The sequence below is a fragment of the Streptomyces inusitatus genome, from assembly GCF_014651115.1.
In the GTDB taxonomy this organism is placed as follows: domain Bacteria; phylum Actinomycetota; class Actinomycetes; order Streptomycetales; family Streptomycetaceae; genus Streptomyces; species Streptomyces amakusaensis.
In genome coordinates this window covers 144,960-160,112 of the sequence record NZ_BMWG01000020.1, presented here as the reverse complement: position 1 = coordinate 160,112, position 15,153 = coordinate 144,960, and the positions used below count along the sequence as shown (strand labels likewise).

14 protein-coding genes are annotated in these 15,153 nt (G+C 70.8%); 4 read left to right on the top strand and 10 right to left on the bottom strand.

The genetic code is table 11. From position 1 onward, the window contains the following. The 6 genes from IE247_RS25715 to IE247_RS25690 form a co-directional block, all read right to left on the bottom strand. The coding region (locus IE247_RS25715) for a condensation domain-containing protein (RefSeq protein WP_190125649.1) at positions 1-1,886 on the bottom strand (1,886 nt) is incomplete at its 3' end. A 113-nt stretch (positions 1,887-1,999) separates the two neighbouring features. After that, on the bottom strand, positions 2,000-2,989 hold the full coding sequence (locus tag IE247_RS25710) for a zinc-dependent alcohol dehydrogenase family protein (protein WP_190125648.1): 990 nt from the start codon (positions 2,987-2,989) through the stop codon (positions 2,000-2,002). Beyond that, positions 2,986-3,882, bottom strand: a complete 897-nt coding sequence (locus IE247_RS25705; RefSeq protein WP_190125647.1) for a carbohydrate ABC transporter permease — start codon at positions 3,880-3,882, stop codon at positions 2,986-2,988. The genes IE247_RS25710 and IE247_RS25705 overlap by 4 nt, the downstream gene beginning before the upstream one ends. Beyond that, on the bottom strand, positions 3,879-4,859 hold the full coding sequence (locus IE247_RS25700; protein WP_190125646.1) for a carbohydrate ABC transporter permease: 981 nt from the start codon (positions 4,857-4,859) through the stop codon (positions 3,879-3,881). Before IE247_RS25700 ends, IE247_RS25705 begins: the two co-directional genes overlap by 4 nt. Continuing rightward, positions 4,856-6,184, bottom strand: a complete 1,329-nt coding sequence (locus IE247_RS25695; RefSeq protein ID WP_229869351.1) for an ABC transporter substrate-binding protein — start codon at positions 6,182-6,184, stop codon at positions 4,856-4,858. The genes IE247_RS25700 and IE247_RS25695 overlap by 4 nt, the downstream gene beginning before the upstream one ends. A gap of 153 nt (positions 6,185-6,337) precedes the next feature. Next, entirely contained in the window at positions 6,338-7,099 is a 762-nt protein-coding gene (locus IE247_RS25690; RefSeq protein WP_190125644.1) for a DeoR/GlpR family DNA-binding transcription regulator, read from the bottom strand. A gap of 382 nt (positions 7,100-7,481) precedes the next feature. Here IE247_RS25690 and IE247_RS25685 point away from each other — a divergent pair, with 382 nt between their 5' ends. Then, entirely contained in the window at positions 7,482-8,243 is a 762-nt protein-coding gene (locus IE247_RS25685) for a DeoR/GlpR family DNA-binding transcription regulator (protein WP_190125664.1), read from the top strand. 106 nt (positions 8,244-8,349) lie between these two features. Here IE247_RS25685 and IE247_RS25680 read toward each other — a convergent pair whose 3' ends face one another. Both IE247_RS25680 and IE247_RS25675 read right to left on the bottom strand, forming a co-directional pair. Continuing rightward, positions 8,350-9,045 carry an MSMEG_1061 family FMN-dependent PPOX-type flavoprotein gene (locus IE247_RS25680; RefSeq protein ID WP_190125643.1) on the bottom strand — a complete coding sequence of 232 codons (696 nt, stop codon included), beginning with the start codon at positions 9,043-9,045 and terminating at the stop codon, positions 8,350-8,352. Positions 9,046-9,085: 40 nt separating this feature from the next. Beyond that, a complete protein-coding gene (locus tag IE247_RS25675; protein ID WP_190125642.1) occupies positions 9,086-10,024 on the bottom strand; it encodes a PDR/VanB family oxidoreductase in 939 nt (312 codons plus the stop codon). 153 nt (positions 10,025-10,177) lie between these two features. On the opposite strand from IE247_RS25675, the gene IE247_RS25670 reads away from it, so the two are divergent. Continuing rightward, entirely contained in the window at positions 10,178-10,807 is a 630-nt protein-coding gene (locus tag IE247_RS25670; protein WP_190125641.1) for a TetR/AcrR family transcriptional regulator C-terminal domain-containing protein, read from the top strand. A gap of 65 nt (positions 10,808-10,872) precedes the next feature. Here the strand turns inward: IE247_RS25670 and IE247_RS25665 are convergent, their stop codons facing one another. Beyond that, positions 10,873-11,628 carry a TetR/AcrR family transcriptional regulator gene (locus tag IE247_RS25665; RefSeq protein WP_190125640.1) on the bottom strand — a complete coding sequence of 252 codons (756 nt, stop codon included), beginning with the start codon at positions 11,626-11,628 and terminating at the stop codon, positions 10,873-10,875. A 258-nt stretch (positions 11,629-11,886) separates the two neighbouring features. On the opposite strand from IE247_RS25665, the gene IE247_RS25660 reads away from it, so the two are divergent. Then, complete coding sequence (locus IE247_RS25660) at positions 11,887-13,452, top strand: FAD-dependent monooxygenase (RefSeq protein ID WP_190125639.1); 1,566 nt, start codon at positions 11,887-11,889, stop codon at positions 13,450-13,452. A 183-nt stretch (positions 13,453-13,635) separates the two neighbouring features. Here the strand turns inward: IE247_RS25660 and IE247_RS25655 are convergent, their stop codons facing one another. Continuing rightward, entirely contained in the window at positions 13,636-14,262 is a 627-nt protein-coding gene (locus IE247_RS25655) for an isochorismatase family protein (protein WP_190125638.1), read from the bottom strand. A gap of 196 nt (positions 14,263-14,458) precedes the next feature. On the opposite strand from IE247_RS25655, the gene IE247_RS25650 reads away from it, so the two are divergent. Further along, positions 14,459-14,932, top strand: coding sequence for a MarR family winged helix-turn-helix transcriptional regulator (locus tag IE247_RS25650; protein ID WP_229869349.1), 474 nt, complete (start codon positions 14,459-14,461; stop codon positions 14,930-14,932). The last annotated feature ends 221 nt before the right edge of the window (positions 14,933-15,153 follow it).

Below are 15,153 nucleotides of genomic sequence, written 5' to 3'. Positions count from 1 at the left end.
ACCACACCCTTCGGCCGCCCCGTAGACCCCGACGTATAAATCACATACGCCGGATGCGAAGGAGTAAGCGGCGCCATCCGGTCGGCATCGCTCAGATCGCCGTCGTATTCGGCCGCGAGAGCACGAATCGTCCATTCGTCGTCCAGCGCGAGCAGTCCGTCCGCGCGGGACGGAAGGGACGGCAGCCGTGCGGCCGTATCGCGTGTGGTGATCACTGATACGGGATCGGCGTCCTCCAGCATCATCGCGATCCGGTCCCGCGGATATCCGGGATCGATCGGCAGATAGGCCCCGCCCGCTTTCAGCACCGCCAGCAGCACCACCACCAGATCGGCGGAGCGCGGCAACGCCACCGCCACCAGCCGCTCCGGGCCCACTCCCGAGCGGACCAGTGAACGGGCCAGCCGGTTCGCCCGCGCGTTCAGCTCCGCGTACGAGAGCTCCACCCCCTCGGACACCACGGCCACCGCGTCCGGGCGGCGGGCCGCCTGCGCTTCAAACAGTTCCGGCAGGGTCCGGGACGGGGCATCCGTACGGGAATCGCCGGGAGGGGGCAGCACTCGCGCGCGCTCGCCCGGGAGCAGGATGTCGAGCGTGCCGATCGGCTGTCCGGGGTCGGCTGTGGCGAGGTTGTCCAGCATCTGGAGGAAGCGGCGCTGGTGGGCGGCGTTCTCCTCGGCGTCGTACAGCGCGGGGTTGGCGTCGAAGTGCACGCGTACCGTGCCGTCGGCGGAGCGGTTGTCCACGCAGACGGAGAGGTCGCGGACCGGCCCGATCGCCAGATTGTGGGGGGTCGCCCGCGCCTCGCCGAAGGCCAGGTCGTGGGAGAAGGACATGATGTTGACCGAGGGGCCCATGAGGCGGCGGCCGCTGCCGACCGTCCGCAGCTCACGGCTCAGGTCCTCGTACCGGTAGCGCTGGTGCTTCAGCAGCTGCCGCGCCTCGGAGGACACCTGGCGCATCAGCTCCTCGACGCTCGTGCCGGGACGGAGCTCCAGCCAGAGCGGGAGCTCGTTGGACATCGGGCCTCGGACGGCCCGGCCGCCGCCGGACCTCCCGGTCACCGGGACGCCGAGGGCCACCTCGCCGGCGCCGGTCATCCCGCTGAGGCAGAGCGCCATGGCGGCCATCAGAGGGACGGGCAGGCCGACTCGTGAGCGGTTTGCCAGCGCCCGCAGGGCGGCCGCGCTCTCGGCGGGCAGCCGGACGGTGTGCCGCAGGGCGGACCGCGAGGCCCCGCCCGCCCCGGTCGCGAGGGTGACCGGCTCGGGGCGGCCCGCCAGCCGGTCCAGCCAGTGGTCCCGGTCCCGGGTGAATCGCTCCGAGGCGCGGTACGCGGCGTCGTCGGCCAGGAGCAGGTCCAGCGAGCCGCCGCCGTCCTCCCGTACCGGCTCCCCGTTCAGCAGGGATGTGTAGACCTCGGCCAGCCGGTGCAGGGTCAGCGCGCACATGTACCCGTCGGTGACCAGGTGGTGCCCGCGGACATAGAGGAACCACCGGTCGGTTCCGGTCTTCAGCAGCGCCAGGGTGAACGTCCGGCCGGAGCCGAGGAGCACCGGCCGGCCCATCTCGGTCCGCATCCAGGACTCGGCCGCCGCCCGCGGATCGGGCTCCGCGCTCATGTCGAGGGCGGAGAACCAGTCGGCCGCCGGCTCGAAGAGCTGCCGCGGCCCCTCACTGTCCTGCGCGAAGCGCACATTCAGCGTGCCGGTCTCCGCCACCATCCGGCGGGCGGCGGCCTCCATCAGCGGCGCGTCGATCGGGCCGGCTATGTCCAGATACTCCGCGGTGTTGTAACTCAGGCTCTCCTGGTCGAGTTGCTGTGCGAACCAAATGCCTCGCTGCGCGGACGACAGGGGCCAGCTGCGGCGCTGAGTACCGGACACTTCTCATCCCATTCTCTGACGTTGGTCAATCGGCGGTGAACCGTGGGTCGTCCGCTGTGCGGCCCGGAGACCCGGAGGCCCGGCGCGTGCGCGGGGGCCGTGCGTCGGCTTCGTCAGGGCTCCACGACGATCTTGCGGCCCTTCCCCGCGGCGGAGTCGGCGATGGCCTGCGGGTACTGCTCAAGGGGAACTCGGTGGCTGATAAAGACGTCCGGGTCGAGCAGGCCGCTCGCGAAGAGCGCGGCGGCGCGCTCGTAGCTGTGGAGCACGGCCATGGAACCGGTGATGGTGATCTCCCGGTTGTAGATCTTGTACGGCTCGATGACCACGGTCGTCGCGTAGTCGGCGACCCCGAACTGGAGGAAGGTGCCGCCCTTGGCGACACGGCCCAGCCCGTCCTGGATGGCGTCCGCGCTGCCGCTGGCGTCGATGACGATGTCCCAGCCCTGCTGCCGGTCCAGCTCGTCGGCGCGGGCCGCGGCCCCCGAGACGCCCAGCTGTCGCGCGGTGGCGAGCCGGGCGGGGTTGATGTCGAGGATGTCCACGTGGGCGGCGCCGGTCCGCTTGGCCAGCTCCAGCATCATCAGGCCCATCGTTCCGGAGCCGTAGATCAGGACGTTCGCGCCGAGGGAACCGTTCAGAACGTCGTAGCCGCGGATCGCGCACGACAGCGGCTCGATGAGGGCGGCGTCGCCCGTGTCGACGTGGTCGGGGAGCCGGACGCAGTTGGCGACCGGCGCGACGGCGTACTCCGCGGCCCCTCCGGCGACGGACACCCCGATCGCCGCCCACCGGTCGCAGAGGTTCCCGCGCCCGGCCCGACAGTAGTGGCACTCGTGGCAGGACAGCGTGGGGTCGACCGCGACCCGGTCGCCCACGGTCAGCTCGGTCACCTCGCTGCCGACGCCCACCACCTCGCCGGCGAACTCGTGGCCCGGGATGATGGGCAGTCGGGGGGCGAACTCTCCGTTGAGGATGTGGATGTCGGTGCCGCATAGACCGCAGGCGGCGACGTCCACGACCACCTGGCGGGGTCCCGGGGTGGGGTCGGGGACATGAACGACGGAGATGGTGCCGGGTGCCTCGATGACCGCAGCCCTCATTTGACCGCTCCCAGGGAAAGGCCCTGGACGAGTCGGTCCTGGGCGACGAAGCCGGCGATGAGCACCGGCAGGGACACCACGACGGACGCGGCGCAGAGCTGGGCGAGGAACAGACCCTGGCTGGTCACGAAGCCGGTGAGGAACACCGGTGCCGTCTGGGCCGTCACCGAGGTGAGGACCCGGGCGAAGAGCAGTTCGTTCCAGCTGAAGATGAAGCAGATCAGCGCGGTGGCCGCGATGCCGGGGCCGACGATCGGAGCGACGACGCGGATGAGGACGGTCGGCGTCCGCGCCCCGTCCACCCGGGCCGCCTCGATGATGGCGACGGGCACGTCCGCCAGGAAGGACTGAAGCATCCAGACCGCGATCGGCAGATTCATCGAGGTGTAGAGGAGGACCAGCAGCCAGATGTTGTCCAGCATGCCCGCGTCCTTGGCGAACAGATACACCGGCAGCAGTCCGGCCACCACGGGCAGCATCTTGGTGGACAGGAAGAAGAACATGACGTCCGTCCACCGGCGGACCGGCCGTACGGAGAGCGCGTACGCCGCGGGAAGCGCCAGCACCAGGACGAGCACAGTGGCGAAGAGGCTCGCCCCGGCGGAGTTGATCAGCGGTGGCCAGGGGCTGGCCCCGCCGCCGAAGAACGCGCGGTAGCCGTCCAGGGTCAGAGGTGCGCCGAGCGACGGCGGGCTGGTCGCGGCGTCGGTCTCGGAGCGCAGCGAGGTGAGGACCATCCACAGGGCGGGGAAGGCGAAGACGAGTCCGGTCAGCCAGGCCAGCAGGCCGAGTGCGGTGACCCGGCGGCGGGGCCCGCGCGCGGCGGGCAGCTTCGGCGCCGGGGGCGGTGCCGTGGGAGGCGTACGAGGGGTGCGGGCCGTCGGCGTGGTCATGAGGGCTTCGTCTCCTTCCCCGTGGGCGTCTCGTGGAAGAGGGACGAGACCGCTCGCAGCGCGAAGGTCGCGATCACGATCGTGCCGATCACGACGAGGACTCCGGCGGCGGAGGCCAGTCCGTACTCATGTGCCTGGTAGAAGGTCTGGTAGACGGTGTAGGGGAGGTTCGCGGTGCCGAGGCCCCCGGAGGTGAGGGTGAAGACCGCGTCGAAGTTCTGGACGATGTGGATCGAGCCGAGCAGGACGCCGAGTTCGAGATAGCGCCGCAGATGCGGCAGGGTCAGATGGCGGAACGTCTGCCAGGAGTTCGCCCCGTCGAGCCGGGCCGCCTCCATCGTCTCGGCGGGCCGGCTCTGGAGCCCGGCGAGCAGGATCAGCATCATGAAGGGGGTCCACTGCCAGATCAGGGACGCCTCCACCGCGATCAGCGGCATGGTGGAGATCCAGTCCGTACGGGCGGGAGAGGTGTCGCCGAAGAGGCCGGTGACCCAGGTCCAGGCGCCGTTGAACAGTCCGTACTCCGGGTTGTAGAGAGCGTGCTTCCACAGCAGCGCGGCGGAGACGGGGACGAGCAGGAACGGGGTGATGAGGAGTGTGCGCACCAGGCCCCGACCGAAGAAGGCGCGGTCGAGGAGCAGGGCGAGGAGCAGCCCGAGGACCACGCTGACGATCACCACGGTCGCGGTGAGCAGGGCGGTGGTGAGGACGGATTCCCGCAGGGCGGGGTCGCGCGCGACCGTGGCGTAGTTGGCGAACCAGGCGAAGTGCCGCTCGCCGGGGGCCAGGGCGTTCCAGTCGAGGAGTGAGATCACCAGGGTGGCCACGAAGGGCAGTTGGGTGACCGCGATCAGGAAGACCAGGGCGGGCAGCAGCGGGGCCCTGGTGGCCCAGACGCGCGCGCCGTTCGCCGCGGACCGCCGGGGTCCGGGCGGTCCGGTGGCCGCTCTCGGGGAGGCTTTCGCCGGGGTGGTCACTTCCGGTACTCCTCGGCGACCCGCTCGGCCAGTGCCTGGGAGGTGCGCAGGGCCTCGGCGACCGACTGACGGCCCGCTATGGCGGCGCTGATCTCCCGCGAGACCCTGGTGCCGAGATCGGTGAACTCCGGTATTCCGACGAACTGGATGCCGGGGGCAGGCCGGGGCTGGGTGCCGGGATTCCCGGGGTCCGCGCTTTCGAGGGCGCTCCGGGTGACGGACGCGAAGGCGGCGGCGTCCTTGAGGTACGCGGGGTTGCGGTAGGTGGAGAGCCGTTTTCCGGCGGGTACGTCGGCCCAGCCGATCTCGGTGCCGACCAGTTCCTCGTAGCGCCGGCTGGACGCCCAGGAGATGAATCTCCAGGCGTTGCCGGGGTTTCGGGAGGCTTTCTGCATGCCCCAGGCCCAGGTGTAGAGCCAGCCGGAGGCGGTCGTCCGGTCGACGGGGGCCCGGACGTAGCCGACCTTCCCTCTCACCGGGGAGTCCGCGGCCTCCAGGGAGCCCGCGGCGGCCGTGGCGTCGTACCACATGGCGGTCCTGCCCTGGACGAAGTTGTTGAGGCACTCCGCGTAGCCGGACTGGGCGGCTCCGGCCGGTCCGTGCTCGCGGACCAGATCGACGTAGAACTCGGTCGCCCGGGTGAACTCCGGGGAGGTGAGACGGGCCTTCCAGTCCTTGTCGAACCAGGTCCCGCCCATGGTGTTGACGACGGTGGTGAGCGGTGCGACGACCTCGCCCCAGCCGGGGAGCCCGCGCAGACAGATGCCCTTCATCCCGCCGCGGGCGCCGCTCACCTCGGCCGCGAGGGCGGCCACCTGACGCCAGGTCGGCCGCGCCGGCATGGTCAGGCCCTTCTCTGCGAAGACGTCCTCGCGGTACATGAGGAAGGAGGACTCGCCGTAGAAGGGCTCGGCGTAGAGCTTGCCGTCCTCGGCGGTGAGCGAGGCGGTCAGCGGCTGGAGGATGTCCTTCTGGTCGAAGGGGGTGTCCTTGGCGACGTAGTCGTCCAGCGGGCGCAGCCACTGGTTCCTCGCGTAGATGGGGACTTCGTAGTTGCTGATGGTGGCTATGTCGTACTGGGCGGCCTGGTTGGCGAAGTCCTGGCTGATCTTGTCCCGTACGTCGTTCTCCGGCAGGACGGTGAAGTTGACCTTGATGCCGGTCTCGCGGGTGAAGTGGTCCGCGGTGAGCTTCTGCAAGTCGGTCATCTGGGGGTTGTTGACCATGAGGACGTTGAGGGTGTTGGGCCCCGACGAGCCGCCGCCCGCTCCGGCGCAGCCGCCGAGCAGGACCGCCATGGCCGTGGCCGTACCGATGCACATCATGAAATGTCGGTGGCGCTTGGTGGGCATGACACCTCCTGGCTGCGGGGGTAGTGCCGGTCTGGCGGTGAATCACCTGTGTCTCACGGTCGGCTCTTGGCTGGTCCACGGTTGACTCACGCAGGGATGAACGGGGCGGTGCCGGTGGTGGTTCACTCACACGGAGAGAACCCGGGGGCCGAGCAGTGCGTAGCGCTGTGCTTCGACCGGTGGCAGACCGGCCGTGGTCACGATCGCCTCCATGTCGTGGACGCCTGCGAAGCGGCACGGGCCGAGGCCGCCGAACGCCAGGTGGGCCACGGTGAGGACCCTGCGTCTGGATCCCCTCACCACCTGGGTCTTGAGTGCCGCGACCGCCGGGTCGGAGACGGTCAGTCCACGGTCGCGGGAGACGCCGTCGGCACTGAGGTAGGCGAGATCCGTGACGAAACCCCTGAGCATCCGGACGGCCTCCCGGCCCCCCGTGGCCAGGGTGGTGTGACGGACCTGGCCTCCGAGCAGCAGCACGGTGATCCTCCCGGCGTCGCCGAGCGCGTGCGCCGCCGCCAGGGAAGCGGTGACGACGGTGAGGTCCCGGTCCCTGGGGAGCGCCCGCGCGATGAGCTGGCCGGTGAGTCCCTCGTCGACGAAGACGGTCCCGGCCTCCCCGAGCAGTCCGACGGCGGCGGTCGCGATCCTGGCCCGGGCCGGTGTGTGCGGGGCGACGGAGGGCGGCGGGGACGCCATGAACCTGGTGCTCTCCACGGGGCGCGCCCCGCCGTGCGTGCGGCGGATCAGCCCCTCCTTCTCCAGGAGGGCCAGGTCGCGGCGGACCGTCTCCTTCGCCACTTTGAAGCGCCACGCCAGGTCCGTGACGGCGACCGTGCCCGCGCTTCGGGCAGCGTTCAGGATGCTCAGACGTCGTTCCTCCGCCTGCATTTCGCCGCCTCCCGATCGGTGGGGCCGGTGCCCGTTCGGGCCCCTGGAGTGTTTCTATCTCCCTCCACCACCCTGCGACCAGGCGATCGGCGAGGGCGATGATGCCCGCTTGTGCCCGTCTCGCGCCTCGGGAATCGCTGGTCAACGGATCAGCGCTGGGCGGCCGATCGTGTTCGGCCGCCCGCGGGAGTGCCGTGGGAGCCCGGACGCCGCCCGTTTGGCGAGAGGCGCGGCCGAACGACGGCATCGCGTGAAACGATTCGCCGGTGTCCGGGCGCGTGGCCCGTTCCCTTGTGGCCAACGCCCCTCGGGCCACCGAGAATGGGCCGATCGGATGGCACTGCCGGAGCCGCGCTCCGGCGGAGAAGACGGGGCGTGGACCGTGGACGCGGACGACCGCAGGCATGAGATCCTCTCCGTCGCCCGGCGCGACGGCATGGTCACCGTCACCGCGATCGCCCACACGCTGGCCGTGTCCCAGGAGACGGTGCGGCGCGATCTGCGGGCCTTGGAGGAACTCGGGCTGGTCCGCCGGGTACAGGGCGGCGCCCATCCGGTGGAGAGCGCCGGATACGAGACGACGCTCGCCGCGCGCGCCCGTCGCTACGTACCGCAGAAGACACGGATAGCGGCGGCGGCGGCCGATCTGCTCGGGGAGGCCGAGACGGTCTTCATCGACGAGGGCTTCACTCCCCAGCTGATCGCCGAGGCACTGCCCGAGAACCGCCCGCTGACGGTCATCACCGCGTCGCTCGCCACCGCGTGCCGCATGGCCGGCCGGAAGACCGCGCAGGTGATTCTCCTCGGCGGGCGAGTGCGCGGGGGCACGATGGCCACGGTCGACCACTGGGCGACGGGAATGCTCCGCGAATTCGTGATCGACCTCGCCTACATCGGCGCCAACGGCATCTCGCGCGAGTACGGGCTGACCACCCCGGACCCGGCGGTCGGGGAGGTGAAGGCGCAGGCCATCAGGTCGTCCAGACGCCATGTCCTCATCGGTATCCACACGAAGTTCGGCTCGGTGAGCTTCTGCCGTTTCGCCGAACCCTCCCAGTTCGAGGCCATCGTCACCGATACCGCTCTGCCCTCGGCGGAGGCCCAGCGCTACGCGTTGCTGGGCCCTCAGGTCATCCGGGTGTGAAGGGGCTTTCACTCTCATCGGTCCGCCCGCTCTCTCGTCCGGTTCCGGCGAACCGCTCTCTCGTCCGGTTCCGGCGAACCGCTCGCCTTGTCCCACCGGACGCGGTTCAGTAGAGGCCGTGTTGGTACTGGTGCTCGGCGATCGCCGTGAGCTGCCCGAGTTTGTCGCCGAGATTGTCCGCCATCTTCCCGGCGTTCTCGGCGACGTGCATCGTGTAGAAATCTCCGCCCAGTACGACGGCGTCGGCGAGGCCGCGTTGGTCCCCCTCCCAGAGTTTCGAGCGGATCACCGCCTTGCCGCACTGGGAGAACACCTCACGCACGCGTACGACGATCGCGAGGACGGCGGGTTTTCCGTCGGCGGTGAGCATGGTCAGCAGGTCGGGATCGTCGGAGACGAACGCGTCCCCGTTCACGCGCACCACCTCCCGCAGTCCGGGGACGAGGAACACCAGTCCCACCGCCGGGTTGCGGGTGAGGTTCTCGAAGGTGTCGGCGAGCTTGTTGCCGGGGCGGTCCGGGATGGCGAGGGTCCACGGGTCGAGCACCCGCACGGATCCCGGCGGGTCGCCCTTGGGGCTGATGTCGAGGTGTCCGGCGTCGTCCGAGGTGGCGAGGCAGAAGAATGTGCTGTGGGCGATGAAGCGGGTGATGAACTCGCCGAGGTGGGCCTCCTTCTTGTCGGCGATGAAGGGGGCCGGGTGTCCGATGATCTCCCGTACCCGGTCCATGGGGATCGGTCCGTAGTCGTCGGCGGCGGTGCGCGCGGCCGGCGCGCCCGGGGTGTCGTCGTGGCGGCTCATCGTGCCTCCTCAGGGGTGGGGCGGTGCCGGGTGTGGGTGTCTACACATTGAGGACGAGGCGTTGGCTCCGGGCCCGGGACACACAGAGGTACATGCGGTCGCCGGCGGTGCGCTGCTCGGCGGTGAGGATGTCGTCGCGGTGGTCGGGTTCGCCTTCGAGGACTCTGGTCTCGCAGGTGCCGCAGACGCCCTCCCGGCAGGAACCGGTCACCGGGAGTCCCTCGTCCTCCAGCGCGCCGAGGATGCTCCGGCCGGCCGGGACGGTCACCGTGCGGTTCGACCGCGCGCACACGACGGTCACCTCGGTGTCGGGCCGGGCCGGTCCGGCGCTCGGCCTGAACCGCTCCAGGCGCACCGCGCCCGGACCCCAGTGCGCGGCCCGGGACTCGACCGCCGTCAGCAGTGACTCCGGGCCGCAGGCGTAGACGACGGTGCCGGGGCGCGGCCGGTCGAGCCAGGTGTCCAGCGGGATGCGTCCCGTCCGGTCCCCGGGGTGGAGCGACACCCTGTCCGGGTGGGCGCGCAGCTCGTCGAGGAAGGCCATGGAGGCGGCGGTGCGGCCGCCGTAGGCGAGCCGCCACGGGACGCCCCACGCGGCGGCCTGTCCGACCATCGGCAGTATCGGTGTGATCCCGATGCCGCCCGCGATGAACAGATAGGCCTTCGCCGGTTCAAAACCGAAGTTGTCCAGCGGTCCGCGGAGCCGTACCCGCTGTCCCGGGCGCAGGAAGGCGTGCACATACTCGGAGCCGCCCCGGCTCGTACGCTCGCGCAGGACGCCGATGCGGTAGCGGTACCGGTCCCGCGGGTCCCCGCACAGCGAGTACTGCCGTCTGATCCCGGTGGGCAGCGCGAGCTCAATATGCGCGCCCGGCCGCCACGGCGGCAGTTCGACGCCGTCGGGGGCGGTGAAAACGACGGAGACCACTCCCGTCGCCTCCCAGCGCAACTGCCGTACGACCACCTGCGTTTCGGCCATCGCCCGCACCTCTCCCCCGCACACATCCCATTCTTGTCCATTGGACAATAGCGAGACGTTGTCCGATGGACAAGAAGCCGGACGGCCCGGATGACACCGGAGCGCGGCTGTATATTGTCCGGCGGACAAGGGACTTGATCGAAAGTGGGCGCCATGAGCATCAGCCGCGCGGCCGTCGTCGACGCGGCACTCGCCGTACTCGACCAGCAGGGCCTGGACAAGGTGACCATGCGTGCCGTCGCCGACGAGATCGGCGTTCGGCACAACACCGTTCGCTGGCACGTCGAGAGCAAACAGCGTCTGCTCATACTCATGTCGGACGCGATCTTCGAAGGGCTGGACGTGACGGCCCTCCCCACCCAGTGGGAGGCCCGCCTCCGCGCCCTCGCCCGCTGGTGCCGGAGCGCGATCCTGGCGCGTCGCGACGCGGCACGTCTGATCGCGGGACTCTCCACGACGGAGACCAACACCTACCGGTTCGCCGACGCGATGATCCAAACCCTCCTCGACGCGGGCCTCCCGCCCCGGACCGCGGCCTGGGCCAACTGGACCGTGTTCTATCTGATCCTCGGCATCACGCAGGAACAGCAGGCCGAGTCAACCGACCCGAACGCGCCTCCGCCGGCCTTCGACGACCCCGCCTTCCCGGCCCTGCGCGCGGCCGCCGCGCACATCACCGCGGGCACCTTCGACGAGCGCTTCGAGTTCGCCCTCGACATGCAGCTGACCGCGTTGAAGGCGGAACTCGCCCGGGCCGGTGACCGCCCGGACGGGGGAGGGTGATTCACGGGGCCGCTCCGCGGTTCTTCCGCCCGGTGGCGTCCGGCGGAGGAGCACCGCGCCCTGGCCTACGGGCCTGCCGGTGCCGGTGTACGAGGGGCGTGGCGTTCAAGGCCGGTGATGAGGAGGTCGAGGCCGAAGCGGAACTCCTCGATGAGCGGTACGGAGGTGAGGGTGGCGGCGGCCCGCGTGATGGCCGGGTACGCGGTGGGGTCCAGCCGCCGGTAGAAGGAGGCGAGTTGGGGGGCGGCGTCGGGGGATGCGACTGTGGGGCCGTGCTGCTGGGCGGTGAAGCCGATGACGTAGTGGCCGATGGCGGTGAACGCTCGGGCGGCGAGGCCGACGGGGACTCCGCGGTCCAGGAGGGCGTGCAGGACGCGTTCGCGCTGGGCGAGTCCGTTGGGGCCGACGGGGACCTGGGCCATGAGCGGGGGGACGGCGTTGGGGTGGCGGCGCAGTGCGCCGTAGAAGCGGTGGGCCATGGCGGCGAGCACTTCTTGCCAGGTGGCGAGGGCGTCGAGGTCGCTCAGATCGACCTCCCCCAGAACGCGGTCGACGAGATGGGCCAGGATCTCGTCCTTGCTCGCGAAGTGGCGATACAGGGTGGCGGTGCCGGAGCCGAGGGCGTCGGCGAGCATGCGCAGGGAGAAGGCCTGGGCGCCGTGCTCGTCGACGAGGCGCAGGGCCGTGGCGATGATGTGGTCGGTGTCCAGAGCGGGACGGCCGCGGCGGGGCGCGCCGCGCGGCTCGGGGCGGTCGGCCCACCAGGCCGGACTGCCCGGTACGGGCGCGGCCCCGGGGGCGTCCGGGGTGGCAGCGGCCATGTCCGAGAACCTTTCTGTCGGGCGAGATGGGTGCCGCTCCGCGCGCACAGCGTTTCGGTCATTCCGTAGCCACATTACTTCCTGTCGGCCCAGTGCCGTCACGTCACCGCCAGAGCGCCCCGGGCCTTCCCTCCGCCCCGCTTCCGCCCGGCCAGGGCGGGATGGGGGGGCGTGTGGACCGCGCGGCAGAAAATGGCTACGGTGTGCCCGAAAGTAATTTCGGATACACCGTAGCCATTAGGCGGGTTGGTGGACGACATGACAGACCGCGTTGATGAAGCGGGATCCTTCACGGCGGTCGAACCGGTCAGCACGACCGGACAACGCCACGACATCGACGTCCTCATCGCCGGAGCCGGCCCGGTCGGCTCCACCCTGGCGGCCGACCTGCTCCGTCGGGGCCTGCGCGTCCGCCTCATCGACAAGGCGCCGCGCGCCTTCACAGGTTCCCGGGCGAAGGGCCTCCAGCCCCGGACCCAGGAAGTGCTCGAAGACCTCGGGGTACTGCACGAAGCACACGCGGAAGGCGGCCCCTACCCGCTCGCCGGTCTGCACCTCGGACCGCTCACCGCGCCGTGGAGGATGCAGCGGAGGAACCGGCGGACCCCCGACGTGCCGTACCCCGACATCCTGCTGCTGCCGCAGCATCGCACCGACGCCATCCTGCACCGCCTCCTCGGCCGCCTCGGCCTGCGCGTCGAATTCGGCACCGCGCTGGAAGCCTTCGAGCAGGACGCCCACGGCGTGACGTCGACGCTGGCCTCCGGCGAGAAGATCCACAGCACATACCTGGTGGGCGCCGACGGGGGCGCCAGCACCGTACGCACCCACGCCGGACTGCGCTTCACCGGGGAAACCGACGACTCCGACCGCACGCTTCTCATCGACGGAACCATCGACGACCTGTCACGCGACCGGTGGCACATATGGCCGCGCACGCACGGCACGTCCGTCGGGGCCTGTCCACTGCCGCACTCCGACCAGTTCCAGATCATGATCAAGCTGAGGCCGGACGAGACACCGGACCTCGACCACGACGCGCTCACCGCCCGCCTCCGCGCGCTCACCGGTCTGCGGCTGCGCGACATCACCTGGACCTCGGTCTTCCGGCCCAACGTCCGGCTCGTGGAGCACTACCGCACCGGCCGCGTCCTCCTGGCGGGCGACGCCGCCCACGTCCACACCCCGGCCGGCGCACAAGGACTCAACACCGGAGTGCAGGACGCGTACAACCTGGGCTGGAAGCTCGGCCAGGTCATCGCGGGCGCACCCGACGCACTCCTCGACACCTACGAGGCCGAGCGGCGGCCGATCGCCGCACGCGTCCTCGGCAGGTCCAGCGAGCTCTACCAAAACCTCTCCCAGCACCGCCTGGCCGGCCTCAAACGCGGCGACGAGGAGCGGCAGCTCTCGCTCTCCTACCGCGGTGGCCCCCTGGCCCCCGCCGGCGCCCCAGCAACCAGAACCCTGGCCGCGGGCGATCGCGCACCCGACGCCCCCTGCACCGGGCCCGGCACCTCGCGCCGCCTCTTCGACCTGTACCGGGGGCCGCACTTCACTCTGCTGGCCTTCGACACCGACGCCGCCACCGCACTTCCCGACCTGACCTGGCCCGCCGGCGGCGCCGAACTCCACCGCTACCGCGTCCACCACCGCGACGGCCCCGGCAACGCCCTCATCGACACCACCGGCAAGATGACCGACCTCTACGGCACCACCAGCGGCCTGGTCCTGATCCGGCCGGACGGATACATCGCCGACATCATCACGGCCGATCACATCGCCGCCTTCGACACCACAGCCAAGGCATTGGCCCCGGCATGACCCACGACTCGCGACCCGCGACCCGGCACAGGTGCCCCTTCCCCAAGACACCGCGGAGGGAGAGCCGCAGTGCGAGGCCGACCACGAGCGGGCCTTCGTCGACGTGACGGTCACCCCGAACGCGGTGCCTCGCCGGCCGCCGCGGCCGCTCCACCACGAAGGCCGGGGTGGTTCACCGTCGCGTCAGGACCGGTGGGCGGCCGCGATCTGGCCGACCAGGACGGCGAAGGGCATGTCGAGCGCGGCGTACACGGCGGCGGACTCGGGCGCGGCGTTGTCCCCGAGGGCCTCGACCATGAGGGTGGCGTAGTCGCTGAGGATGACGCCCGCCTGCTGCATGCGCGCCAGCCCCGCCTCCCGCTTGGCCTGACTGAAGGTTCCGGAGGCGTCCACGGCCACATAGGCGTCGTAGCCCGCCGCGGTCGCGGCGTACGCGGGCAGGGCCGCGCAGACCTCCAGGGACACTCCGGCGAAGATCAGCTTCTGACGGCCGGTGGCCTCGACGGCCTCGCGGACCCGGTCGTCGTGCCAGGCGTTGACCGAGCTGCGGTCGATGATCTCCTGCCCGGCGGGGAGCGCCTCGACCAGTTCGGGGGCGGTGGGTCCCCACATGCTGTCGGCCGCGGTGGTCGTCACCACCAGCGGGATGCCCAGCGCGGTCGCGGCCCGCGCCAGCGCCGCCGCATTGTGCTTCAGCTCGGCCACCGGAATGTCCCGGACGCCCGAGAGCAGACCGACCTGGTGGTCGACCAGGACCACGGCGGCGTTCTCTCGGGTGACCGGCTCCAGGTACTTGCCGCGCTCGTTCATGGTGTCTCCTCAGAAGGATTTAGTCACTGACCTTGATAGTCAGTTTTAGTGACGACTTTGAATCTAGGCGACCATCGCCCGGATGGCAAGCGGGAGTTGGGGAGGGTGCGGCGCACGGACTGGCCGGGCGGCTAAACTCGCCGGTCAGGCCGCTGCATAGGCAACGGCGAAGGCATGAAGGAAGAGGAAGGAAGGCGTGGGCGCATTGACCGGCGACCGGCAGACGGATCCGGGGCCGGATCTGGGGGTGCTCGCGGCCCGGGTCCTGTTCTCCGTCCACCGTGAGCTGTTCGCCACGCTCGCCGAGCGGGGCTTCGACGACATCCTGCCGCGCTCAGGAGCCGTCCTGGCCCATCTGCGCCCCGAGGGGATCCGCGCCAGCGAACTGGCCCGCCTGTCCGGCCAGCACAAACAGGTGATCGGCACACTCGTCGACGACCTGGAACGCCTCGGCTACGTCGAACGCGCCCCCGACCCCGCCGACCGCCGCGCCAAGCTGGTACGCCCCACCGAACGCGGTCTGCTCCAGATGGAGACGGCCGCCGCCATCATGCGCGCGATCGAGCAACGTCACGCGAAGTCCCTGGGCGAGAAGACATACGCCGCCTTCAAGGAGGCACTCGGGCAGGTGGCGCGGGCTCAGAGCGCGGCAGTCAAGAAGCCGGACTGAACAGAAGCAGCCGCGGAAGGCGTCGCCACCGGGCCACCGCACTCCGTCACCCGCGATCCCGGCGGTCGGCGTCGCCACCGGGTGCCGCCCCGGCCCCGGCCTTAACCAGGCCGCTCTGTCCCCAGATGTCCGGCACACACGATACGTCCGGCCGCGTACCGTCCGCGTACGGGAATCGACGGCAGTCGCCGCCTCTGCGGAGGCGGGCTCGTCCCGGTCGC

Excerpts from the sequence above, each read along its gene's own strand:
- IE247_RS25710 (WP_190125648.1), bottom strand. The coding sequence starts at position 2,989 with ATGAGGGCTGCGGTCATCGAGGCACCCGGCACCATCTCCGTCGTTCAT.
- IE247_RS25705 (WP_190125647.1), bottom strand. The coding sequence starts at position 3,882 with ATGACCACGCCGACGGCCCGCACCCCTCGTACGCCTCCCACGGCACCG.
- IE247_RS25695 (WP_229869351.1), bottom strand. The coding sequence starts at position 6,184 with ATGATGTGCATCGGTACGGCCACGGCCATGGCGGTCCTGCTCGGCGGC.
- IE247_RS25690 (WP_190125644.1), bottom strand. The coding sequence starts at position 7,099 with ATGCAGGCGGAGGAACGACGTCTGAGCATCCTGAACGCTGCCCGAAGC.
- IE247_RS25680 (WP_190125643.1), bottom strand. The coding sequence starts at position 9,045 with ATGAGCCGCCACGACGACACCCCGGGCGCGCCGGCCGCGCGCACCGCC.
- IE247_RS25675 (WP_190125642.1), bottom strand. The coding sequence starts at position 10,024 with ATGGCCGAAACGCAGGTGGTCGTACGGCAGTTGCGCTGGGAGGCGACG.
- IE247_RS25670 (WP_190125641.1), top strand. The coding sequence starts at position 10,178 with ATGAGCATCAGCCGCGCGGCCGTCGTCGACGCGGCACTCGCCGTACTC.
- IE247_RS25665 (WP_190125640.1), bottom strand. The coding sequence starts at position 11,628 with ATGGCCGCTGCCACCCCGGACGCCCCCGGGGCCGCGCCCGTACCGGGC.
- IE247_RS25660 (WP_190125639.1), top strand. The coding sequence starts at position 11,887 with ATGACAGACCGCGTTGATGAAGCGGGATCCTTCACGGCGGTCGAACCG.
- IE247_RS25655 (WP_190125638.1), bottom strand. The coding sequence starts at position 14,262 with ATGAACGAGCGCGGCAAGTACCTGGAGCCGGTCACCCGAGAGAACGCC.